General features: G+C 71.1%; 20 protein-coding genes and 1 other RNA gene. 18 read left to right on the plus strand and 3 right to left on the minus strand.

Annotated features, from left to right (window positions below; genetic code table 11):
• Positions 1-26: 26 nt before the first annotated feature.
• The 3 genes from ACZ6I3_RS17345 to ACZ6I3_RS17355 all read left to right on the plus strand — a co-directional run bounded on the left by ACZ6I3_RS17345 (position 27) and on the right by ACZ6I3_RS17355 (position 3,409).
• Positions 27-1,274, plus strand: a complete 1,248-nt coding sequence (locus tag ACZ6I3_RS17345; protein ID WP_469415455.1) for a serine/threonine-protein kinase — start codon at positions 27-29, stop codon at positions 1,272-1,274.
• Between the two features lie 100 nt (positions 1,275-1,374).
• Positions 1,375-2,481, plus strand: coding sequence for a peptide chain release factor 2 (gene prfB, locus ACZ6I3_RS17350; protein WP_469415456.1), 1,107 nt, complete (start codon positions 1,375-1,377; stop codon positions 2,479-2,481).
• A gap of 289 nt (positions 2,482-2,770) precedes the next feature.
• Positions 2,771-3,409 (plus strand): hypothetical protein, encoded by a 639-nt coding sequence (locus tag ACZ6I3_RS17355; RefSeq protein ID WP_469415457.1) that lies wholly within the window; start codon positions 2,771-2,773, stop codon positions 3,407-3,409.
• A 104-nt stretch (positions 3,410-3,513) separates the two neighbouring features.
• Here ACZ6I3_RS17355 and ACZ6I3_RS17360 read toward each other — a convergent pair whose 3' ends face one another.
• Positions 3,514-3,705, minus strand: coding sequence for a hypothetical protein (locus ACZ6I3_RS17360; RefSeq protein WP_261683029.1), 192 nt, complete (start codon positions 3,703-3,705; stop codon positions 3,514-3,516).
• A gap of 219 nt (positions 3,706-3,924) precedes the next feature.
• Here ACZ6I3_RS17360 and ftsE point away from each other — a divergent pair, with 219 nt between their 5' ends.
• The 5 genes from ftsE to ssrA all read left to right on the plus strand — a co-directional run bounded on the left by ftsE (position 3,925) and on the right by ssrA (position 7,824).
• Positions 3,925-4,614, plus strand: a complete 690-nt coding sequence (gene ftsE / locus ACZ6I3_RS17365; RefSeq protein ID WP_193478384.1) for a cell division ATP-binding protein FtsE — start codon at positions 3,925-3,927, stop codon at positions 4,612-4,614.
• 39 nt (positions 4,615-4,653) lie between these two features.
• Complete coding sequence (gene ftsX, locus ACZ6I3_RS17370) at positions 4,654-5,571, plus strand: permease-like cell division protein FtsX (RefSeq protein WP_469415459.1); 918 nt, start codon at positions 4,654-4,656, stop codon at positions 5,569-5,571.
• 68 nt (positions 5,572-5,639) lie between these two features.
• Positions 5,640-6,809: a S41 family peptidase gene (locus ACZ6I3_RS17375; RefSeq protein WP_469415460.1), complete on the plus strand. Its 1,170-nt coding sequence runs from the start codon at positions 5,640-5,642 to the stop codon at positions 6,807-6,809.
• Between the two features lie 46 nt (positions 6,810-6,855).
• The gene (gene smpB, locus ACZ6I3_RS17380; protein ID WP_469415461.1) at positions 6,856-7,338 is read left to right on the plus strand and encodes an SsrA-binding protein SmpB; all 483 of its coding nucleotides are present in this window, start codon (positions 6,856-6,858) and stop codon (positions 7,336-7,338) included.
• A gap of 98 nt (positions 7,339-7,436) precedes the next feature.
• Positions 7,437-7,824: a transfer-messenger RNA gene (gene ssrA / locus ACZ6I3_RS17385) on the plus strand.
• Between the two features lie 62 nt (positions 7,825-7,886).
• On the opposite strand, the gene yicI is transcribed toward ssrA, so the two are convergent.
• Both yicI and ACZ6I3_RS17395 read right to left on the minus strand, forming a co-directional pair.
• Entirely contained in the window at positions 7,887-10,103 is a 2,217-nt protein-coding gene (gene yicI / locus ACZ6I3_RS17390) for an alpha-xylosidase (RefSeq protein WP_469415462.1), read from the minus strand.
• 77 nt (positions 10,104-10,180) lie between these two features.
• Positions 10,181-11,389 carry an MFS transporter gene (locus ACZ6I3_RS17395; RefSeq protein ID WP_469415464.1) on the minus strand — a complete coding sequence of 403 codons (1,209 nt, stop codon included), beginning with the start codon at positions 11,387-11,389 and terminating at the stop codon, positions 10,181-10,183.
• Between the two features lie 235 nt (positions 11,390-11,624).
• Here ACZ6I3_RS17395 and ACZ6I3_RS17400 point away from each other — a divergent pair, with 235 nt between their 5' ends.
• The 10 genes from ACZ6I3_RS17400 to ACZ6I3_RS17445 all read left to right on the plus strand — a co-directional run bounded on the left by ACZ6I3_RS17400 (position 11,625) and on the right by ACZ6I3_RS17445 (position 23,212).
• Positions 11,625-11,870, plus strand: a complete 246-nt coding sequence (locus ACZ6I3_RS17400; protein ID WP_086604464.1) for a hypothetical protein — start codon at positions 11,625-11,627, stop codon at positions 11,868-11,870.
• Positions 11,871-11,882: 12 nt separating this feature from the next.
• Positions 11,883-12,710, plus strand: coding sequence for a hypothetical protein (locus ACZ6I3_RS17405; RefSeq protein WP_469415467.1), 828 nt, complete (start codon positions 11,883-11,885; stop codon positions 12,708-12,710).
• Positions 12,711-12,768: 58 nt separating this feature from the next.
• The gene (locus tag ACZ6I3_RS17410) at positions 12,769-13,734 is read left to right on the plus strand and encodes a LysR family transcriptional regulator (RefSeq protein WP_469415468.1); all 966 of its coding nucleotides are present in this window, start codon (positions 12,769-12,771) and stop codon (positions 13,732-13,734) included.
• Positions 13,735-13,901: 167 nt separating this feature from the next.
• Positions 13,902-14,912 (plus strand): hypothetical protein, encoded by a 1,011-nt coding sequence (locus ACZ6I3_RS17415; protein ID WP_469415470.1) that lies wholly within the window; start codon positions 13,902-13,904, stop codon positions 14,910-14,912.
• A 135-nt stretch (positions 14,913-15,047) separates the two neighbouring features.
• A complete protein-coding gene (locus ACZ6I3_RS17420) occupies positions 15,048-17,237 on the plus strand; it encodes a bifunctional polysaccharide deacetylase/glycosyltransferase family 2 protein (protein WP_469415472.1) in 2,190 nt (729 codons plus the stop codon).
• Positions 17,237-18,448, plus strand: a complete 1,212-nt coding sequence (locus tag ACZ6I3_RS17425; protein ID WP_469415473.1) for an acyltransferase family protein — start codon at positions 17,237-17,239, stop codon at positions 18,446-18,448. Before ACZ6I3_RS17420 ends, ACZ6I3_RS17425 begins: the two co-directional genes overlap by 1 nt.
• A 93-nt stretch (positions 18,449-18,541) precedes the next feature.
• Positions 18,542-19,570: a hypothetical protein gene (locus ACZ6I3_RS17430; RefSeq protein ID WP_469415475.1), complete on the plus strand. Its 1,029-nt coding sequence runs from the start codon at positions 18,542-18,544 to the stop codon at positions 19,568-19,570.
• Positions 19,571-19,724: 154 nt separating this feature from the next.
• Positions 19,725-21,110: a nitrate/nitrite transporter gene (locus tag ACZ6I3_RS17435; RefSeq protein WP_469415476.1), complete on the plus strand. Its 1,386-nt coding sequence runs from the start codon at positions 19,725-19,727 to the stop codon at positions 21,108-21,110.
• Positions 21,111-21,226: 116 nt separating this feature from the next.
• A complete protein-coding gene (locus tag ACZ6I3_RS17440; protein ID WP_469415703.1) occupies positions 21,227-22,378 on the plus strand; it encodes a uroporphyrinogen-III synthase in 1,152 nt (383 codons plus the stop codon).
• A 237-nt stretch (positions 22,379-22,615) separates the two neighbouring features.
• Complete coding sequence (locus ACZ6I3_RS17445) at positions 22,616-23,212, plus strand: CGNR zinc finger domain-containing protein (RefSeq protein ID WP_469415478.1); 597 nt, start codon at positions 22,616-22,618, stop codon at positions 23,210-23,212.
• The last annotated feature ends 274 nt before the right edge of the window (positions 23,213-23,486 follow it).

Genomic DNA, 23,486 nt, shown 5'->3' on the forward strand with positions numbered 1-23,486 from the left:
GACAACACGCGTCGGTAGGAGCAGCCTTGGCACGGAAGATCGGCAGCCGGTACACCGCCCACCAGATCCTGGGGCGGGGCAGCGCCGGCACGGTGTGGCTGGGCGAGGGTCCCGAGGGCCCGGTCGCCGTCAAGCTGCTGCGCGAGGACCTCGCGTCCGACCAGGAACTCGTCGGACGCTTCGTGCAGGAGCGGACGGCGCTGCTCGGCCTGGAGCACCCGCACGTCGTGTCCGTGCGCGACCTGGTGGTGGACGGCAACGACCTGGCGCTGGTCATGGACCTCGTCCGCGGTACTGATCTGCGGACCCGGCTGGAGCGGGAACGCCGGCTGCCGCCCGAGGCGGCCGTGGCGATCGCGGCCGACATCGCCGACGGGCTGGCCGCGGCGCACGCCGCGGGCGTCGTGCACCGGGACGTGAAGCCGGAGAACGTGCTCCTGGACATGCGGGGCCCGCTCGGCCCCGGTGGCTCCCACCGCGCGCTGCTGACCGACTTCGGCGTGGCGAAGCTCATCGACACCCCGCGCCGGACCAAGGCCACGAAGATCATCGGCACGCCGGACTACCTCGCCCCGGAGATCGTCGAGGGCCTTCCGCCGCGCGCCTCCGTCGACATCTACGCGCTCGCCACGGTCCTCTACGAGCTGCTCGCGGGCTTCACCCCGTTCGGCGGCGGCCATCCGGGCGCGGTGCTGCGCAGGCACGTCACGGAGACGGTCGTCCCGCTGCCCGGCATCCCCGACGAGCTGTGGCAACTCCTCGTGCAGTGCCTGGCCAAGGCGCCGGCCTCGCGGCTGCGGGCCTCGGAGCTCGGGGCGCGGCTGCGGGAGCTGCTGCCGATGCTCGCGGGCATGCCGCCGCTGGAGGTGGACGAGCCCGACCCGGAGGCCGCGGAGGAGGACGACCGCGAGGAGCAGCCGGCCGGACCCGCCCCGGCCGGGGAGCGGATCCGGCGGCGCGGCGCGGTCCCTCTCGTCCCGGGTGCGAAACCGGCCGACTCCAACCGCGACACCCACACCTCGATGCGCGTCCCCGCCCCCGACGAACTGGCCGGCGGCGCCCACGGCACGGCCCGCGCCCCGCGCACCACCGGCACCCCACGGCCCGGCTCGGCCCGCAACCGCGCCGCCGCCCGACGCCGCCGCGTGGCACTGGGCGCGGCCGCGATCGCCCTGGCGGCCGCGATCGGCGTCGGCGCGTGGCTGTCCACCTCGGACGACGACACGAGCCCCCCTCCCCAGGACACGAGGAACTCGGCCCCACAGTCGCCCTGACCCGGCCCGGAGCGCGGGGGTGGCCCGTCCGTGGTCTCCCCGGCCCGTCGGCTCCGACCGCCCGGCGATGGCCGCCGGGCGGAGCCGTTACGCTGGAGGCGTGGCAGTCGTCGATGTATCCGAAGAGCTCAAGTCCCTCTCCTCGACCATGGAGTCGATCGAGGCCGTTCTGGACCTCGACAAGATGAGGGCAGACATCGCCGTGCTCGAGGAGCAGGCGGCCGCGCCGTCCCTGTGGGACAACCCCGATGAGGCGCAGAAGATCACCAGCAAGCTGTCCCACCTCCAGGCCGAGGTGCGCAAGGCCGAGGCCCTGCGCGGTCGCCTCGACGACCTGGGCGTCCTCTTCGAGATGGCCGAGGAGGAGGACGACCCGGACACCCGCGCCGAGGCCGAGTCCGAGCTCACGGCCGTGAAGAAGGCGCTGGACGAGATGGAGGTCCGCACCCTCCTCTCCGGCGAGTACGACTCCCGTGAGGCCCTGGTGAACATCCGCGCCGAGGCGGGCGGCGTCGACGCCGCCGACTTCGCCGAGAAGCTCCAGCGCATGTACCTGCGGTGGGCCGAGCAGCGCGGCTACAAGACCGAGATCTACGAGACGTCGTACGCGGAGGAGGCCGGCATCAAGTCGACCACCTTCGCCGTCCAGACGCCCTACGCGTACGGCACGCTCTCCGTCGAGCAGGGCACCCACCGGCTCGTGCGCATCTCGCCCTTCGACAACCAGGGGCGCCGCCAGACCTCCTTCGCGGGCGTCGAGGTCCTGCCCGTGGTCGAGCAGACCGACCATATCGAGATCGACGAGTCCGAACTGCGCGTCGACGTGTACCGCTCCTCCGGCCCCGGCGGCCAGGGCGTCAACACCACCGACTCCGCGGTGCGCCTCACCCACATCCCCACCGGCATCGTCGTCTCCTGCCAGAACGAGCGCTCGCAGATCCAGAACAAGGCGACGGCCATGAACGTGCTCCAGGCCAAGCTGCTGGAGCGGCGCCGCCAGGAGGAGCAGGCCAAGATGGACGCCCTCAAGGGCGACGGCGGCAACTCCTGGGGCAACCAGATGCGTTCGTACGTGCTGCACCCGTACCAGATGGTCAAGGACCTGCGCACCGAGTGCGAGGTCGGCAACCCCGAGGCCGTGTTCAACGGTGAGATCGACGGGTTCCTGGAGGCCGGAATTCGCTGGCGCAAGCAGCAGGAGAAGTAAGTTTGTCGACAAGGCAACTGCCGCCATGAGCGCGGCGGTTGCCTTTTCTGTGTCCGGATGTCCACCTTTTACATCACACTCACAGAGTTCGACTCTCCGCATAGCCCTCAGAGTTGGACATGGCGCCCGCAAACGCCCTTGACGTGTTCTTGAAAAATGGGAAGGGTAAAGCGCGGCATGCGTGTCTCTGGGGCGCATGTGAACCGGGGGGCTTTTTTCACCGCAGCCGCCCTGTCGATCGCAGCCCCGAGCCCTGCCTCACTGACGAGCTACTGGGGGTAGCAACCACATGACGAAGAAGACGCGGATCCGTGTCGCACGGATAGCGGCCGGTGCCGTGATCGCGGCCGGTGCCTCGCTGACCGCCGCCGGTGCCGCATCCGCCGCGGAGACCGACAACTGCCTGCTCGGCATCCTGTGCGCCGCCGAGTCGCCCAGTCCGGCCCCGACGCCGACGGACCCGCCCACCGACATCCCCACCGACCCGCCCACGGACATCCCGACCGACCCGCCGTCGACCGAGGAGCCCACGGACGAGCCGACGGAGCCCACGGAGGAGCCCACCGAGCCGACCGAGGACCCGACCGACGCGCCGACCGACCCGGGTAACGGGAACGGCACCGGCGGCGGCAACGGCAACGGCAACGGTGGCAGCACCGGTGGCGGCAACAACACCGACCCCGACGGCGGCACCTCCCCGCAGGAGGAGGGCTCCTCCTCCCTCACGGACACCGGCTCGGACTCCACCCCGGCGGCCCCGCAGGGCCAGGCCCAGGCCCAGGCTCAGGGCAACGGTGCGGAGCTCGCCGAGACGGGTGCCGCGCAGACCACCTTCCTGGTGATCGGCGCCGCCACGATGATCGCCGGCGGTGTCGGCTTCCGCCTCCTGCCGCGCCTCGTGGGCGGCCGCGGCGGGGCTGCCGCCTGACGGTAGCCGCGTCCGTACGGACCGTAGGCACGGCGTGAAGCCGAGGGCCCGGAGCGCAATGCTCCGGGCCCTCGGCCGTGTCTGCGTGTCTGCGGTGCGCGGTGTTACGCGGTCTGGTGGGCCAGCAGCGCCACTGCCGCGATCAGCACCGTCAGCAGTGCGATCAGCGTCATCGGGTTCAGATTCGCGAGGAAGTTCTCCTGCTGCAGCCGCTCGCGGTTCGCGCGGCAGACGGGGCACCTGCCCTCGCTCACGGGGGCCGCGCAGTTCGCGCACACCAGCCGGTCGTACGTCATGCGCTCGCCCTCCTTGCGCCGGTTCTTGTGTGTAACGCTCGTGCGGGCGCGAACGTTCCCTCTCCACTGTGCCAGGTTCCTCCGGAGGGCGCGCGGCTCGCTCTCACAGGGGCGTACAAAACGGAACATCCATGGCGCAACCACAGTCGGTGACTGCGCCGCCCTCCCCGGTTCGCGTATGGTCACGCTCATCTACCCCCGGCGACCCGTGGTGCATCCGTGATCCGATTCGACAATGTCTCCAAGGTCTACCCCAAGCAGACCCGCCCCGCCCTCAGGGATGTCTCCCTGGAGGTCGAGAAGGGCGAGTTCGTCTTCCTCGTGGGGTCCTCCGGCTCCGGAAAGTCCACCTTCCTGCGGCTGGTCCTCCGCGAGGAGCGGTGCAGTCACGGGCAGGTGCACGTCCTGGGGAAGGACCTCGCGCGCCTCTCCAACTGGAAGGTGCCGCAGATGCGGCGCCAGCTGGGGACGGTCTTCCAGGACTTCCGCCTGCTGCCGAACAAGACGGTCGGCGAGAACGTCGCCTTCGCGCAGGAGGTCATCGGCAAGTCGCGCGGCGAGATCCGCAAGTCCGTCCCGCAGGTGCTCGACCTCGTCGGGCTCGGCGGCAAGGACGACCGGATGCCCGGCGAGCTGTCCGGTGGTGAGCAGCAGCGCGTCGCCATCGCGCGGGCCTTCGTCAACCGGCCGAAGCTCCTCATCGCCGACGAGCCCACCGGCAACCTCGACCCGCAGACCTCCGTCGGCATCATGAAGCTGCTCGACCGCATCAACCGGACGGGCACGACCGTGGTGATGGCCACGCACGACCAGAACATCGTCGACCAGATGCGCAAGCGCGTCATCGAACTGGAGAAGGGCCGCCTCGTCCGCGACCAGGCCCGCGGTGTCTACGGCTACCAGCACTGAGACCGCACCCTAGATCACGGAAAGGCATAACCAGTCGCCATGCGCGCCCAGTTCGTCCTGTCGGAGATCGGCGTCGGTCTCCGCCGCAATCTGACGATGACCTTCGCCGTCATCGTCTCCGTCGCCCTGTCGCTCGCCCTGTTCGGCGGGTCGCTCCTCATGAGTGACCAGGTCAACACCATGAAGGGCTACTGGTACGACAAGGTCAACGTCTCGGTCTTCCTCTGCAACAAGAGCGACGCCGAGTCCGACCCCAACTGCGCCAAGGGCGCGGTCACCGAGGACCAGAAGAAGCAGATCAACACCGACCTCGACAAGATGGCCGTGGTCGAGAAGGTCACGTACGAGTCGCAGGACGCGGCGTACAAGCACTACAAGGAGCAGTTCGGCGACTCCCCGCTGGCCAGCTCCCTCACGCCGGACCAGATGCAGGAGTCGTACCGCATCAAGCTGAAGGACCCGCAGAAGTACCAGGTCATCGCGACCGCCTTCGACGGGCGGGACGGCGTGCAGTCCGTTCAGGACCAAAAGGGCATTCTGGACAACCTGTTCGGTCTGCTCAACGGCATGAACTGGGCGGCGCGGGCGGTGATGGCGCTGATGCTCGTCGTCGCGCTGATGCTGATCGTCAACACCGTGCGCGTCTCGGCGTTCAGCCGGCGGCGCGAGACCGGCATCATGCGTCTGGTCGGCGCCTCGGGCTTCTACATCCAGGCGCCGTTCATCATGGAGGCCGCGGTCGCCGGGCTCATCGGCGGGGCGGTCGCGTGCGGCTTCCTGGTGGTCGCGCGGTACTTCATCATCGACCACGGTCTGGCGCTGTCCGAGAAGCTGAATCTGATCAACTTCATCGGCTGGGACGCGGTCCTGACCAAGCTGCCGCTCATCCTCGCGACAAGTCTGCTGATGCCCGCGTTGGCCGCGTTCTTCGCGCTGCGCAAGTACTTGAAGGTGTGACGCATGACAACAGGGGCCGTGCGGTCAACCGACCGTACGGCCCTTCCCCTTGTCCTAGACTCACCGGCATGTCAGGTCGTGACCCGTTCTGTCAGCCCCGCCGTATCCGCCGCGGGGCGGCCCTGACCTTGCTCTTCACGAGCGTGCTCGTCGCCGGCGCGGCCACCGGGTCGCTCCCGCAGGCCGACCGGAAGTCAGCTCCGGACGAGGCCCGTTCGGCCACCCCGGCCGGGCGCCACACCGATGTCGCCCGGGCCGCCGAGGAGGCCATGGCCGACGGCAAGTCCCCGATGGAGGCCGCGAAGCGCGCGGTCAGCCGCAGCGGGGACCGCTGGGGCGCCGTCTACTCCGAGGGCGAGTACGAGGAGTTCGAGGAGTCCCTCGACGGCCAGTACACCGGCGTCGGCCTGTGGGCCCGCAGCGGACGGGACGGCCGGATGGAGGTGACCAAGGTGCGCTCCGGCTCGCCCGCGGCCACCGCCGGGATCCGCCCCGGAGACCTGCTGCGCAGCGTCGACGGCGAGAAGACCGACGGGCGGCCCGTCACCGAGGTCGTCTCCTTACTGCGCGGGGACGCCACCGAGGCCACCGCCGGCACCACCGTCCGCCTCGGTCTGGAGCGCGGCACGCGCGCGTGGAGCGAGACCCTGCGCCGGGCTCAGCTCTCCACGGACTCGGTCACCGTCCGAGAGGCCGCCGGCGCGGTCACCGTGATCAGGGTCGACACCTTCACCAAGGGCTCCGGCGACCGGATCCGCGAGGCCGTCCGGCAGGCCCCGCGCGGCGCCGGCATCGTCCTCGACCTGCGCGCCAACCCCGGCGGCCTGGTCACCGAGGCCGTCACCGCCGCCTCCGCCTTCCTCGACGGCGGCCTGGTCGCCACGTACGACGTCGACGGCGAACAGCGCGCCCTGCACGCCGACCCCGGCGGCGACACGACGAGACCGCTGGTCGCGCTCGTCGACGGCGGGACGATGAGCGCGGCCGAGCTTCTCACCGGTGCCGTCCAGGACCGCGGACGGGCCCTCGTCGTGGGCTCCCGCACCTTCGGCAAGGGCTCGGTCCAGATGCCGAGCCGGCTGCCCGACGGCTCCGTCGCGGAGCTGACCGTCGGGCACTACCGCACCCCCTCCGGCCGGGGGGTCGACGGCCGGGGCATCACGCCCGACCTGGAAACCGACGACGGAGCCCTCCAGCGGGCCGAGACCCTGCTGCGCGGCCTCGCGGGCCCGTCGTAATCGACTTTCCCGGGGCCCCCTCCGTAGTGCGAAAATGGACGGCACTATGGCTAAGGAAAAAGGGCGCAAGATGATCGCGCAGAACAAGAAGGCGCGGCACGACTACCTCATCATCGACACCTACGAGGCCGGCCTGGTCCTCTCCGGGACCGAGGTGAAGTCGCTGCGCCAGGGACGAGCGTCGCTGGCCGACGGCTTCGTGCAGCTGGACGGCAACGAGGCGTGGCTGCACAACGTGCACGTGCCGGAGTACAGCCAGGGCACGTGGACCAACCACAGCGCCCGGCGCAAGCGGAAGCTGCTGCTGCACCGCGCCGAGATCGACAAGCTGGAGTCGAAGTCGGGGGAGACGGGCCACACCATCGTGCCCCTCGCGCTGTACTTCAAGGACGGCCGCGCCAAGGTCGAGATCGCGCTGGCGAAGGGCAAGAAGGAGTACGACAAGCGCCAGACGCTCCGCGAGAAGCAGGACCGCCGGGAGACCGACCGCGCGATCGCGGCGGTGAAGCGGAGGCAGCGCGGGGCGTAGGGAATACGCTGGCACCGACCCGCGTTGGTCACGTACGATGGTGACTGCACCCCACGGCGGGTGCGCGCCCCTCTCCGGAGGGATTGTCAACACAACATGGGGATGATCGGTTTCGACAGCGGCTGTCGAAGCAGGGGAAGCGTGTCGAGGAAGCGGCAATGATCTCGTAAACCATATGTCGCAAAAAATAATCGCCACTACTAAGCGCGATTCCCAGTCCTTCGCCCTCGCTGCCTAATAAGCAGTGAGTGAAGGACCCTAAAGGGTGTCAGCCCGGGAGTGTTCCCGGCCCGGATCCTGGCATAATCTAGGGAACTAAACCATCGAGCCCGGTCACGGGGCTCGCTGGGAAATCAAACAGTGGCTGGGCCCGTCGGCGACTTGTTCGCGTGATTGCCGGGGCCGAGAAAATCGCAGCGAACTGCACACGGAGAAGCCCTGATTCCGCACCGTTGGACGCGGGTTCGATTCCCGCCATCTCCACTCATCCCATGTGGGCACAGGCCCCGTCGCTTCCGAGCGGCGGGGCCTTTGTCATGGCCGGACTGTCACGGCCGGACGTCGTGGCCGTCGGCGCCGGCGAGGGTCCAGGGGATCGCCGGGTCGCTGCACGACGCCCGCAGGGTGCCCCCCTCACCCACGACCGTGAAGGTCACCTCCCCGACCGGCACCGTCACCCGGTCGCCGTCCCGCAGGCCGTACGCCCGCAGGGTCACCCCGGCGGCGTGGTCGTAGTCCGGGCGGTCGTCCACCGCGCCCACCGGGATCACGGCCCCGGGCCGCACCAGCAGCGGCACGCTCAGGAACCCGTGGCGTTCGTGCACCCAGCGCGGCCCGGTCACCGTCTCCCCGGTGAGGAAGTGGGTCCAGGTGCCCTCGGGGACGTAGTAGGTGACATCGCCCTCGTCGCTGAACACCGGCGCGACCAGCAGGTCCGGGCCGAGCATGTACTGCCGCTCCAGGTGCGCGCACCCCGGGTCGTCCGGGAACTCCAGCACCATCGCCCGCATCACCGGCAGGCCCTCGGTGTGGGCGGTCCGGGCCGCCTCGTACAGATAGGGCAAGAGCCGCAGCTTCAGCCGGGTGAAGTGGCGCGCGACCTCCACCGACTCCTCGTCGAACAGCCAGGGCACCCGGTACGACGAGGAGCCGTGCAGCCGGCTGTGCGAGGAGAGCAGGCCGAAGGCCAGCCAGCGCTTGAACAGGGCCGCTGTCGGGGTGCCCTCGAAGCCGCCGATGTCATGGCTCCAGAAGCCGAAGCCCGACAGTCCGAGGGACAGCCCGCCGCGCAGGGACTCGGCCATCGACTCGTAGGTCGCCTCGCAGTCGCCGCCCCAGTGCACCGGGAACTGCTGGCTCCCCGCGGTCGCCGAGCGGGCGAAGAGGACGGCCTCCTCCTCGCCGCGGTGCTTGCGCAGCACCTCGAAGACCGTGCGGTTGTACAGGTACGTGTAGTAGTTGTGCATCCGCTCCGGGTCGGAGCCGTCGGACCAGGCCACATCGAGCGGCACGCGTTCGCCGAAGTCGGTCTTGAAGCAGTCGACGCCCTGCGCGAGCAGCGCCTCCAGCTTGGCGGCGTACCAGTCACGGGCGGCCGGGCTGGTGAAGTCGACCAGGGCCATGCCGGGCTGCCACATGTCCCACTGCCAGACGTCGCCGTCCGGGCGCTTCAGCAGGTGCCCGAGCGCCTGGCCCTCGGCGAACAGCGGGGAGCGCTGGGCGATGTACGGGTTGATCCAGACACTGACACGCAGGCCCCGGGCCTTCAGCCGGGCCAGCATGCCCTCCGGGTCCGGGAAGACCCGCGGATCCCACTGGAAGTCGCACCAGTGGAACTCGCGCATCCAGAAGCAGTCGAAGTGGAAGACGGACAGGGGCAGCTCGCGCTCCCGCATGCCCTCGATGAAGGACGTCACCGTCTCCTCGTCGTACGAGGTGGTGAAGGACGTCGACAGCCACAGGCCGAACGACCAGGCGGGCGGCAGGGCCGGGCGGCCGGTCAGGGCCGTGTACTTGCGCAGGATGTCCTTCGGGGTCGGGCCGTAGATGACGTAGTACGTCAGCTCCTGGGTCTCCGCGCTGAACTGCACCCGGGACACGACCTCCGAGGCGACCTCGAAGGACACCTGGCCCGGGTGGTCGACGAAGACGCCGTAGCCCGCGTCCGTGAGGTAGAAGGGCACGTTCTTGTAGGCCTGTTCGCTGCACGTGCCGCCGTCGGCCTGCCAGATGTCGACGACCTGCCCGTTCTTCACCAGCGGGCCGAAGCGCTCACCGAGGCCGTAGACGGCCGTGCCGACCCGGAGCACCAGTTGTTCGCGCAGGTGGTGCGCTCCGGTCGCGTCCCGCATGATGCCCATGCTCTGGTGGCCGCTGCTGGTGAGCGCCCGGCCGCGCGCGGCGAACTCGACGTGCCAGGGGCCGCCGCGGGCCACCCGGACCGACAGCTCGCCCGAGGTCAGGGTCGTGTGCTCGTCGTCGTACGCGATCCGCGCGGCCGGCCGGGAGTCGGTGAGCTCGAACTCCGGGCCGCGGGGCTGCCCGCCCGTGAAGTGCGTCAGCGTCAGGCCGATGACGTCGGGCAGGGGGGTGTGGGCGCGGAGGGTCAGGACGGGGCCCGTCATCAGGTCGCCGCGGGAGCGGATGGGCCGGGTCGGCGCGTGGAACTCCAGCGCGCCGTCCGACTCGGTGACGTCGAGGACCTCGGCCGGGTGGGCCGCGGTGACGCCCTCGCGCAGCAGCCAGTAGCCGTCGGTGAACTTCATGTGGGGGTCCCTAACTTCCCGGCGCATGGTGTCGAAGCGCTTCGACAGGCGAAACGTATGCGGGGGGCGAGAGGGCGTCAATGGGCTGTGGGGCAATCGGTGAAGCGATTCGACGCCTGGAGCAGCGCCAACGCCAAGGCCAGGGCTGCCGCCGTCACCGGGATTCCGTAACCGGCCGTCGCCGACACATGCTCCACCGTCCAGCCGCCGAGCGCGCCGCCACCGGCGATGCCGCCCAGCAGGCCGGTCACCGCGAGGGTCATGCCCTCGTTCAGCCGGCCCTCGGGGGTGCGCCGCTGGACCAGCGTCATGGTGGTGACCATCGTCGGGGCCGTCGCCATCCCGGCGACCAGCAGTGCGCCCGCGAGGCAGAGGAGAGAGCCGGTGAGGCTCGCCGCGAGCAGCGGCAGGGTCAGCAAAGCGGTCATCGCGGCCACGCACCACGGCAGACGTGCCGCCGCCGGCCCGGCGGGTTTCGCCGCGCCGTACAGCAGGCCCGCCGCGCAGGAACCGGCCGCCTGGAGCGCGAGTACGGCACCGGCCGCCGACTGGTGCCCCTGCCGGTCGGCGAACGCGAGCGTGACGACCTCCGTCGAGCCGAAGATCCCGCCCATCGCCAGACAGACCGCGAGCAGCGGGGGCATGCCGGGGGCGCGCAGCGGCGCCTTCGCGGGGATGTGCTCGCGGACCGGCGGCTCCGTCGCACGCCGGGTCGTGAACAGGAGCATCCCCGTCAGCAGCAGCACCGCGCCGACCAGCGTGCCCGCCTCGGGGAAGAACGTCCCGCACAGGAAGGCCGCGAGCACCGGGCCCAGCATGAAGCACAGTTCGTCCGCCGCCTGCTCGAAGGAGTGGGCGGTGTGCAGGCCCTTCGGGTCGCCGGCCAGCAGATGGGCCCAGCGGGCCCGGGACATGCCACCGGTGTTGGGGGTCGTGGCGGTGGCCGCGTAGGAGGCGAACAGGGTCCAGTCCGGGGCGTCGTGACGCACGCACAGCAGCAGCGCGAGGGAGCCGAGCACGGCGATCACCGTCGCGGGCAGGGCCACCCGGGCCTGGCCGTACCGGTCGACGAGCCGCGCGGTCCACGGCGCGACCACCGCGGTCGCCGCGAGCCCGGTCGCCGTGACGGCGCCGGCCAGGGCGTACGAGCCCCGCGTCCCGGCGATCATGACGACCGCGCTGACGCTGAACATGCCCATCGGCAGCCGGGCGATCAGGTTCCCGGCGGTGAACGCGCGGGCGCCCGGCAGGCGGAAGAGGCGGCGGTACGGGGCGAGATGCGGCATGCCCCTACCGTCGCCCGGCGGTGATCAAGCGGTCCAACACCTGTTCCGTACGGACTCACGCACCTGGGTTGTAGGACCGCCTGACGTTTCTTCATACAGAGCTACAGAGATACAGAGCTACAGGTATATGGAGATTCCTGATGGTTCTATTGGCGCATGGAAAAGATGCTCAACGGGGAAATCCTTCACTCGTTTGCCGCGTTTCCGCCGAAGTGGGCCGACGGTTAGTCGGTACATGACCGAGGCGACCAGGAAAGACGGCTGGGCGGTAACGCTCGGCCCGTACACCTACATTCCCGCTCCGGCGCATTCGTCGGCCACCGTCAACGGCACGCTCACCAACGGCGGTTGCCCGGTCACGCTGCAGGTGACCGAGCCGGTTCTGCGCGATTTCATCGACACCATGAGTGTGCTCGAAAAGGATCTAGCGCGACGCTGGATCAGTGCGACGGAATGGCCCGCATTCGCGCTCGCAGAATAGTCGGGTCGCGCTATGTATGACAATAGAATCGAAGGCAGTGGCCGGCACCGGGCTCCGGACCGGGAATTCTTCACACCCCTGACACCGCCGGACCCGACCTGGGATCCGGCCGAGGAACTGGCGTTCATCCTCGAGGAGGCCCTCGGGCAGCAGGCGGCGAGGGTTCCCGCGCCCCGTGACGAGGTGATGGACCCGGACCCGGAGCCGGCACCCGCCCCGGCACCGGTCGCTTCGGGCACCCACATGCGGCGGCTCCAGGACATCACCGAGGAACTGGCGCCCGTGCGGGACATCCACCGGCGCCACCGCAAGGTCCGCATCCGCAAGAGACCCGGACTGCTCCGCACCACCAGCCTCTTCGTCGCCGCCCTGGCGGCCGTCATCGCCTCCGCGGTGAGCCTCCTGGGCGGCATGGTCGCCTACGACCCCCTGCGCCTGGTCGGCGTGTCCCCCGAGGGGAAGAGTTTCGGCAGCTGGTGGCCCCTGCTGGTGTACGGGCCCTGGCTGGTGGCCTCCCTCTCCGTGCTGCGGGCCGCGCTGCACCAGCGGCGTGCCGTGCACTCGTGGTGCGTGGTCCTGGTCTTCTCCTGCGTCGCCGTACTGCTCTGTGTCGCCCAGGCGCCGAGGACCGTGCTCGGCACCGCGGCGGCGGCCCTCCCGGGCGTGGCGGCCCTGGCCTGCTTCCAGCAGGTCGTCCGCCAGATCACCCTGACCCGCCCGCCCCTGCGCTCGGTACCCCGCCACCGCCTGGGCCAGTCCGGGCCACGGGACGTGCCGGGCGCCGAGACCGGCGAGGCGAAGGGCCAGGGCGAGGCTCCCGGGCGGGGCGCCGGCTCCTGAGTCCCCGCGCTGTCGGGGAGCGGCCTCGCCCCGCCGCTCCCCGCTGTAGGTTCGCCGCATGCCCGCCCACCTCGACCCCCGTCTGCTGCGTGGCTTCGTCACCGTCGCCGAGGAACTGCACTTCACCCGTGCCGCGGTGCGTCTTCACGTGGCGCAGCAGGCGCTCAGCCGGGATGTGCGGCGGCTGGAGCGGGAGCTGGGCGCCGAGCTGTTCGTGCGGACCACCCGGCAGGTGACGCTCACGCCCGAGGGGGAACGGCTGCTGCCGTACGCCCGTCGCGCGCTGCGGGCGCAGGACGAGCTGCTCGCCGCCTTCGACCAGGCCCGGCCCCTGCTGGTGGACCTCAACTCCCCGGGCCTGGTCACACCGCGCCGCGTGCTGCACCGGGCGCGCGAACTCGCCCCCGGCCACGAGCTGATGGCCCGATACGAGAGCGGCCTGACCGGAGCCGCGGGGGAGTTGCTCGCCGGACGGCTGGACGCGTCGTTCGGACGGTTCGAGGGGCTGGACCCGGCGCTGCGGGCCGGGCTCGACCACCAGCCCGTGCGGTACGAGCCGATGGCGGTCGTGCTGCCCGAGGACCACCGGCTGGCCGCGCTGGAGGCGGTGCCGCTCGCCGAGCTGGCCGGTGAGACCGTCTACGCGGGGGCCGGAAATCCGCGCACGCCGGAGTGGACCGGCCTCGCGCGGCAGCTGTTCGAGGGGCGGGGCATCGAGATCGCGCCACCCGCGCCGCTGGCCGTGGGCGAAGAGGAGTTCCAGCGCGTCATGGCCAGAACGCGCAATCCGGTCCTGGCCGTCGTGGGTTTCCCGGCGCTGCCGTCGATGGTGTCGCGGCCTCTGGTCGATCCCGTTCCGCTGTCCGTCGTGTCGCTGGTGTGGCGCAGGGGCCTGACCCACCCCGCGTTCGACGCGCTGCGACGGGCCGCAGCCCGGATCGCGGCGGCGGAGGGGTGGCTGGACAGGCCCGCTGACCATTGGGTTCCCGCCGAGGACGATGTCCGCATGGCGTCTCGCGACTGACACGATTCGGTACGCCGTCCACACGGAACCTCCGCGTGCGCTACATTCAACGCCTGAGCACGGTGTGGTAATGGGGGGCGCTCGGACGGGCGAGGGGGCCCGGTCCGACGGCGGGTGCTCAGGTCGTCAGCGCACCTGAACCATCCCGTGGGGGGAAGTGCGTGCGCGTGGAAAAGTGGCGAGAAGACGCCCAACCCGAGTGGCCCGAGGCCGCGTCGGTGACCGGTGAACTCCCCTCGGACGGCAGAGTCCGCCACCGGAGAGCCACGCAGGCCTTCGCCGGGAACGACCTCCAGGGGACCGCCCACCGACTGCCCGCCGGGACCGAGATCCTGGGCGGCATCCCCCGGCAGAGCGAGGGCGCGGCCGACTCGTTCGCCACGGACCCCGTATCCCGGACCGCCGTCCGCGACCCTTGGCAGGAGCCGGAGGAAGCCGACCCGTCCGAGCACAGTCACGACCCGCACGAGGTCACGGTCCAGCTCGACGCCGTACAGCTCGGGGACGGTTTCGTCCGGCAGGTCAAGGAAGGCCCCGGCGCGGGCTCCGAAGCCGCCGCCGACTCGCCCGTGTTCGTCGACGAGTCCGGCCGCCGCAGCCGCCGCTTCCGCCGGATCGGCATGGCCGTCGCGCTGGCCTGCGGGGTCTACGCCGTCGTCATCGTCGCCACGCTGATGTCGGGCAACTCCCAGGCGCCCTGGCTGCCGGTACCGGGCCAGAAGGAGGCCCCGCCGGCCGGGCAGGTCGACACCCCGCCGGTGCCCGAGCGGTCGGCACCCACCGACGGCACCGGCGCCACCGCCCCGGGCAGCACGCCGGCCACCGAGGAGGGCACGGCACCCGCGCCCGTCGGGAGCGCCGGCGAACCCGTGGCCCCTGCGGCCCCCGAGGCCCCCGGCCGTTCCGGTACGACCGCCAAGCCCTCGCCGACCGCGTCCCGGACCGCACCGACCCCGGGTACCGGCGGCACCGATCCGACCCCGAGCAAGCCGGCGGCCCCGCCGAGCACGCCGGTGACCGAGCCGTCGCCGCCCGGCGAACCCACGCCCCTTCCGACGGAGACGACCGGCACCGACACGGTTGCCGAGGGTCCGGCTCCGACCCAGCCGGTCGCGCAGTCTCCCGTGGCCGACCAGCCGGCTGCGGATTCGCCTGCCGCCGACCAGCCCGCGGCCTGAGCGCTCCGCTGAAGGTCCCGTGACGGGCCGCCGTTCGTTTCGCGGCGCCGTCGTGGCCGGTCGCGCAGTTCCCCGCGCCCCTTCAGGGCGCTTCCGTACCACCCGCTCCCCGCACCACCCGGAGTACCACCACCCATGGCATCCCGTACCCGTCGTTCCGGGCGCGCGTCCCGAGCCCGTGGCGGCTCCAGGCGCCGCCGCCTGCCCATGCGCCTGCTGCTTCCCGTGCTTCTCCTCGTCGCCCTGATGGCGATGCTCATGCTGCGCGGCTACGTGCACAGCGAGATCCTCGCCGACCACCGGGTCGGACCGCCCGCGTCGAGCGACCAGGTCCCGAAGGAGATCCTGGAGGGCGGGCCCGTCATAGACACCCGGGAGGAGAAGCCGACCGCGCTGGAAGTCCCGGACCGCGAGCTGGTGCTGACCTTCGACGACGGTCCGGACCCCGAGTGGACGCCCAAGGTCCTCGACATGCTGAAGAAGCACGACGCCCACGCCGTCTTCTTCATCACCGGCACCATGGCCTCCCGATACCCGGACCTCGTCCAGCGCATGGTCGACGAGGGCCACGAGATCGGACTGCACACCTTCAACCACCCGGACCTCGCCCTGCACAGCAAGAGCCGGGTCGACTGGGAGCTGTCGCAGAGCCAGCTCGCGCTGGCCGGGGCGGCGGGCATCCGCACCTCCCTCTTCCGCCCGCCCTACTCCTCGTACTCGCACCTCATGGACAACAACTCCTGGCCGGTGACCGAGTACATCGGCAGCAAGGGCTACATCACCATCGTCAACGACACCGACAGCCAGGACTGGCGCAGGCCCGGTGTCGACCAGATCATCCGCAACGCCACGCCGAAGAACGGTGACGGCGCCATCGTGCTGATGCACGACTCCGGCGGTGACCGCTCCCAGACCGTCGCCGCGCTCGACCGGTTCATCTCGGGGCTGCAGGACGAGGGCTACCGCTTCAACACCCTGACCGCCGCCCTGGACGCGCCCAGCGCGCACACCCCGGTCGCCGGGCTCGACGCGGTGAAGGGCAACGCGTGGGTCTTCCTCGTCCAGGCCTCCGAGAAGACGACCGGCGTTCTCGTCGCCGGGCTCGCCGTCGTCGGCGTGCTGGTCTTCGCCCGGCTCGGGCTGATGCTGATCCTCTCCGTCGCGCACGCCCGCCGGGTCCGCCGCCGCGGCTTCCGCTGGGGCGAGACCGTCACGGAACCGGTGTCGGTCCTCGTGCCCGCCTACAACGAGGCCAAGTGCATCGAGCAGACGGTCCGTTCCCTGGTCGCGAGCGAGCACCCCATCGAGGTGCTGGTCATCGACGACGGGTCGAGTGACGGCACCGCGCGCATCGTCGAGAACCTCGGCCTGCCCGGCGTACGCGTCATCCGCCAGCTGAACGCGGGCAAGCCCGCCGCGCTCAACCGGGGGATCGCCAACGCCCGGTACGACCTCATCGTGATGATGGACGGCGACACCGTCTTCGAACCGGCCACCGTCCGTGAACTGGTGCAGCCCTTCGGCGACCCGCGCGTCGGCGCCGTCGCGGGCAACGCCAAGGTCGGCAACCGGGACTCGCTGATCGGCGCCTGGCAGCACATCGAGTACGTGATGGGCTTCAACCTCGACCGCCGCATGTACGACGTGCTGCGCTGCATGCCGACCATCCCCGGCGCGGTCGGCGCGTTCCGGCGCAGCGCACTGGAGCGCGTCGGCGGCATGAGCGACGACACGCTCGCCGAGGACACCGACATCACCATGGCCCTGCACCGCGACGGCTGGCACGTCGTGTACGCGGAGAAGGCCCTCGCCTGGACCGAGGCCCCCGAGTCCGTCCAGCAGCTCTGGTCCCAGCGCTATCGCTGGTCGTACGGCACGATGCAGGCGATCTGGAAGCACCGCCGGTCCGTCGTGGAGAGCGGGCACTCGGGCCGCTTCGGGCGCGTGGGCATGCCGCTGGTGTCGCTGTTCATGGTCGTGGCGCCGCTGCTGGCCCCGCTCATCGACGTGTTCCTGCTGTACGGGCTGGTGTTCGGCCCGACGGAGAAGACCATCGGCGCCTGGCTGGGCGTCCTCGCGGTGCAGGGCGTGTGCGCGGCCTACGCGTTCCACCTCGACAAGGAACGCATGACCCACCTGATCTCGCTGCCGCTCCAGCAGCTCCTCTACCGCCAGCTCATGTACGTCGTGCTGCTCCAGTCCTGGATCACCGCCCTCACCGGCGGCCGGCTGCGCTGGCAGAAGCTGCGGCGCACCGGCGCGGTCGGCCTGCCCGGGCCGGGCAGCGGCACGCCCCAGCAGCCGGTGGGCGGGAGGCAGGCCTGATGACCACGCACCCCGAAGCCGTCGCCGCCGCCCCGGAGAAGGAACGGGCCGGCTCCACCGGCCCCGTCCGCGACCGGTACTTCGACCTGCTGCGCGCCCTCGCCCTTTTCCGTGTCGTGCTCTACCACCTCACGGGCTGGGCCTGGCTGCCGCTGGTGTTCCCGTCCATGGGCGTGATGTTCGCCCTCGCCGGCAACCTCATGGCCCGTTCGCTCAAGCGCCCGCCCGTCCAGGTGATCCGCGGCCGGCTGCGGCGGCTGCTGCCTCCGCTGTGGCTGCTGGGCGTCGTCGGCGTCACGGGCATGGTCCTCCAGGGCTGGGGGCCGGACGCCGACGGCCATCCCGGCTGGTGGTGGCTCCACCTCACCTTCTGGATCGTCCCGCTCAGCGACCCGCCGTACGCCGAGGGACTGCCCGGCGTCCACGGCTTCATCGGCGAGGACTGGGCCGCCGAACTCGCGGGCCCGCTCTGGTACATCCGCGCCTACCTCTGGTTCGTCCTGCTGTCCCCGCTGCTCCTGAAGGCCCTGCGCGCCCTGCCGGTGGTCACGCTCCTGGCGCCGATCGCCCTGGCGGTCGCCTTCGAGCACAGCTACCTCACCCTGCCCGGCGAGCGGTTCCCCTCGGCGCTCACCGACTTCTCCACCTTCGGCGCCTGCTGGATCCTCGGCATGGCCCACCAGGAGGGCGTCCTCAAGCGGCTGCCGCGCTACATCGTCCCGTCCGTGGCACCCGTCATCGCCCTGGCCGGGCTCTGGTACGCCCTGCACCACGGCTTCGGACCGGGCAACGACCTGGACAGCATGCCCCTGGCGCAGGCCCTGTGGTCCTTCGGCACCGTGTTCCTGCTGCTGCACGTCAGCCCGTCCTGGTCTGAGTGGCCGGGCCGGCTGCGCCGCTGGGCCGGGCCGATCACCCTGCTCAACTCCCGGGCCGTGACGATCTATCTGTGGCACAACACCTGCATCCTGATCGCCGCGACCCTGTGGGACCGGCTGTGGGGCTTCCCCGTGCTGGAGCAGAACGTGCCCGGGCTGCTGGAGAGCGTCTGGCCGGTGCTGGTCCTGGTCTGGCTGCTGATCGGCGGCTGTGTCCTGGCGTTCGGCTGGGTGGAGGACCTGGCGGCGAAGCAGCGGCCCCGGTTGTGGCCGACGCGTGAGCCCCGGGTGAGGGCTCGCGGGAGCCGGAGGCGAGCGGCGCGCGGCGGCTGATGCCCCTTTCCCCCGGGGCTCTCCGGTATGGAAAACTGCCCGAGTTGCGCATGTGAACGAATGCGATCGGTGAGTGACCGGGGGAGCGGTGGGATGAGTAAGCGGCAGACACAGAAGATGCTGCGGCTGATGGCGAGCGGAGAGCCGGTCGAGCTCACCAGCCCGATGGCGTCCGTGAAGAAACTCGCCCGGCTGGCCTTCGTCGCCCAGCAGTTCGGCTACGAGTACGCGGACGTCCGGCAGAGCAGCGGCCGCAACGGGGCGCTCACCATGCTGATCCTGCCCGACCCCAGCCCGCACGCCCGGGGCCGGGCCGCGCAGAACTGGGCGCAGTATCCGAACGCCGCCGACGGCGTCTCCCTCCCACCGCTCGTGCCCGACGCCTTCGAGCTCCTCAAGGCCCGGATCAACTTCGACCTCACCGGCAAGAGCGCCGAGAAGCGCATGGGCTACGCGGCCCTCGGCCTCACCGTCGGCTGCGTGATCCTCGCCCTCCGCTCCGGCGGGGACGCCTTCGCCTTCATCGCGGCGGGCGTGATCTGGCTGCTCATCATGGCGATCCTCGGCATCGGCCTCCTGGTCACCCGCAAGCGCAACGCGAAGTTCGCCGCCCGGCTGCATGCGGCCGGCTTCATGCCGGTGACGGACGAGAACGGGCGGATGCGGTATCTGCCGCCGGGGGCGCAGCCGCCCGGGCATGGCAACCCGTTCGGCGGGGGGCCGTACGGCGCCGGGCCGGGGGCCGGGGCGCCGGGGTACGGCGGGGCGCCGGGACAGGCCGGGGGAGTTCCTGGCCAGGCTCCCGGGATGCCGGGGCAGGCGCCCGGGATGCCCGGTCCGGCCGTGGGGGCGCCCGCGGGGTACGGACATCAGCAGCCCGGGCCGGCACCGGCACCGGGCCCGTACGCCCAGCCGGCCCCGGGCCCCTATGCCCAGCCGGCACCGGGCCCGTACGCCCAGCCCGCCCCCGGCGGCCCGTACCCGCCGCAGCCCGCGCCCGGTCCGTACGGAGCGCAGCCCCCTGCCACGCCGTATCCCCCGCAGCAGCAGCCCGGCCCCTACGCGCCGCAGCAGCCGCCCCACCCCGAGCAGAACCCCCACTGGCAGCACCCGCAACGCTGACACAATGCCACCGAACCTCTCATCCCGCCCGAGCGCGGGGTGAGAGCGAAGTTCCCTCTCGGTCACTCGGTGGCACAGTCACGAAACGCGCCTTCCCTACCTTCGGGACCAGCCACTCGACGTACGACCGAGTCCCGGAGCAAGTGGAGGCGTCATGACAGGCCCTGGCACGGCACCCGCACCCCCGAGCAGGGGCGGACGCTGGATCCGGCACTGGGATCCCGAGAACGAGACCTTCTGGAACGAGACCGGCGAGAAGGTCGCCCGCCGCAACCTCTACTTCTCCGTGCTGTCCGAGCACATCGGCTTCTCGATCTGGACCCTGTGGTCCGTGATGGTGCTCTTCATGGGCCCGGAGTACGGCCTGACCCCCGCCGACAAGTTCCTGCTGACCTCGATGGTCACGCTGGTCGGCGCCGTCGTCCGGGTTCCCTACACCTTCGCCGTCGCGATCTTCGGCGGCCGGAACTGGACGATCATCTCCGCCGGCCTCCTGCTGGTCCCGACCGTCGCCGCGTTCACCGTGATGGAGCCGGGCACCTCCTTCTCCACCTTCCTGCTCGTCGGCCTGCTGGCCGGCATCGGCGGCGGCAACTTCGCCTCCTCCATGACCAACATCAACGCCTTCTTCCCGCTGCGGAAGAAGGGCTGGGCCCTCGGCCTGAACGCGGGCGGCGGCAACATCGGCGTCCCCGTGGCGCAGCTGGCCGCGCTCGCGATCATCGGCGCCGGCGGCGGGCCGCGTGTGCTGCTCGGGATCTACATCCCGCTGATCGTCGTGGCCGCCGTCATGGCCGCGCTCTTCATGGACAACCTGGAGAACGTCAAGAACGACACCGGCGCCGCCAAGGACGCCGCGCGGGACGCCCACACGTGGATCATGTCCGTCCTCTACATCGGCACCTTCGGCTCCTTCATCGGCTACAGCTTCGCCTTCGGCCAGGTCCTGCAGAACGAGTTCGGCCGTACGCCGCTGCAGGCCGCCTACGTCACCTTCCTCGGCCCGCTGCTCGGCTCCCTGATCCGGCCCGTCGGCGGCTGGCTCGCCGACCGGTACGGCGGCGCGAAGATCAGCCTCTGGAACTACGTCGCCATGGGCGTCGCGACGGCGGTCCTGATCGGCGCCTCCATGGAGAAGTCGCTGGCGCTGTTCACCGGGGCGTTCGTGGTGCTGTTCGTGCTCAGCGGGCTCGGCAACGGCTCGACGTTCAAGATGATCCCGGGCATCTTCCAGAACAAGGCCCTGGCCAAGGGGCTGGAGGGGGAAGAGGCCGCGGCATACGGGCGGCGGCTCTCCGGAGCCTCCATGGGACTCATCGGCGCGGTGGGCGCGCTCGGCGGTGTCGGCATCAACCTCGCCTTCCGCCAGTCCTTCCTCTCCTACGGTTCCGGCACCGGCGCGTTCGTCGCCTTCCTCGCCTTCTACGTGGTCTGCTTCGGGATCACCTGGGCCGTATACCTTCGACGTACGGCTCCGCGGGTACCCGTCACCTCGGCGACCTCGGAGGCGAAGCCGCAGCTCAGCTACGCCAAGGTGTGACGTAACACCGCCGACATCATGCCGATCCGGGCCTGTCACGAGCCGTTGACAGGCTCGTTCGGCATACACGTACGCCGAACCCATGGAGTACGACGACTCGAATGCGGGACGAGAGCATGCACGAGGAACAACAGCGACCGGAACACGGCCCACTGGCGGGATTCACCGTGGGCGTCACGGCCGCGCGCCGGGCCGAGGAGCTGGGCACGCTGCTCCAGCGGCGCGGCGCCACCGTCCTGCATGCCCCCGCCCTGCGGATCGTGCCGCTCGCCGACGACAGCGAGCTGCTGGCCGCGACCAAGGAGATCATCCACCAGGTGCCGGACATCGTCGTGGCGACGACCGCGATCGGGTTCCGGGGCTGGGTCGAGGCCGCGGACGGCTGGGGGCTGGGCGAGGATCTGCTGGCGCGGCTGGGTGGCGTACGGATCATGGCGCGCGGGCCCAAGGTCAAGGGCGCGGTCCGGGCCGCCGGTCTCACGGAGGAGTGGTCGCCGTCGTCGGAGTCCATGGCCGAGGTGCTAGACCGGCTGCTGGAGGAGGGCGTCGACGGTCTGCGGATCGCGATCCAGCTGCACGGTGAGCCGCTGCCCGGGTTCGTGGAGTCGCTGCGCGCGGCCGGTGCCGAGGTCGTCGGGGTGCCCGTCTACCGGTGGATGCCGCCGGAGGACATCGGTCCGGTCGACCGTCTCCTGGACGCGGTCGTGTCCCGTGGCGTCGACGCGCTGACCTTCACCAGTGCTCCTGCCGCGGCCTCTCTTCTCTCCCGGGCGGAGGAGCGCGGACTGCTCCCCGAGGTGCTGGCCGCACTCGGCCACGACGTCCTGTCGGCCTGTGTCGGCCCGGTCACCGCGGTGCCGCTGCAGGGCCACGGCATCGACACGGTCCAGCCCGAGCGCTTCCGGCTCGGCCCGCTCGTCCAGCTCCTCTGCCAGGAACTGCCCGCGCGGGCGCGCTCGCTGCCGATCGCCGGGCACCGGGTGGAGATCCGCGGCCACGCCGTCCTGGTCGACGGCGACCTCAAGCCCGTACCGCCCGCCGGCATGGCCCTGCTGCGCGCCCTCTCCCGCCGCCCCGGCTGGGTCGTCGCCCGCGCCGAGCTGCTGCGTGCCCTGCCCGGCGCCGGCCGTGACGAACACGCCGTCGAGACGGCCATGGCCCGCCTCCGCACGGCCCTCGGGGCCCCGAAACTGATCCAGACGGTGGTCAAGCGCGGCTACCGCCTGGCCCTGGACCCGGCGGCGGAGACGAAGTACGCGGACGCGTGAGGCCGCGCGGGCCCGCGCCGCGGGTGCCGTGCGGCGGTTCGCTGGTCTTCGGGTGCGGGCGCGTCGTGGCTGGTCGCGCAGTTCCCCGCGCCCCTCAGGACGCGTCGGGCCCGTGCCGAGGGGTTTCCGGCGGGGGAGTGGGCAGGCACTGTATGAGGGAACGGTTTCCCAGCCCTCTCACTGGCATCTCACCGGCCCTCTCGCGACCGGGGTGAACCCCTAGGCGGTGACAGGCACATGGCATTGGGTACGGCCACGGCGGCCCCGTACGAGCTGCGGTTCGATGCCGGGCGGATCTGCCTGGATCTGCTCTCCACCACGCATCCGGAGGAGCGGCTCGACTCCGTGGCCGTGCTGCGCGCCTGGATCACCGGCTCCGGTCTCGTCCCGGCGGACACCGTCCTGGCCCACGCCGACGCCGCCTGGCCGGCCGCCTTCCGCGAACTGCGCGACCAGATCGGGAGGTTGGTGCGCGGCTGGTCGGCGCCCCGGGCCCGGGCGTACGACTTCGCGCTCGCGCGCGTCAACGACCTGGCCACTCCCGCACCCCCCGTCCCACGCGCCGTCCGCGACGGAGACGGCGAGCTCATACGGCGGTTGGACGGCCCGCCCGACTGCGCCGCCCTGCTCGCGGCCGTCGCCCGGGACGCCGTGGACCTGCTCACCGACCCCGTCGCCCGCGCGGCCCTGCGCCAGTGCGAGGGCGACAACTGCCCGATCGTGTACCTCGACACCTCCCGGGGGCGCAGGAGGCGCTGGTGCTCCAGTGAGGTCTGCGGGAACCGCGAACGAGTCGCCCGGCATCGCCGCCGCGCGGCACTCGCACGGGCTTAAGTCCCATTTGCCCATCACGGCCCGGCCGTTGCGTGGCGACTGCACTCAATTTCCGCGCCCTAAAAGACACTTATGCGAGCGCACTGTCGAAGTGATTTCGATTACATACCGTTTACCTACGCCACCGTAGGGAAGGCCTGGGTTGATCTTGCTCGTGTGGCGGAAATGTGAAGATCGCGGGGTGGGAATGTGACCCCATGTCCAGCTCGTCACGTCATCTCGAAGAAATCTGTCGCGTCTCGTTGAACGCCCAACCGCTCGCTTGCGTACGGCA

Source organism: Streptomyces sp. NPDC041940 (assembly GCF_055589465.1).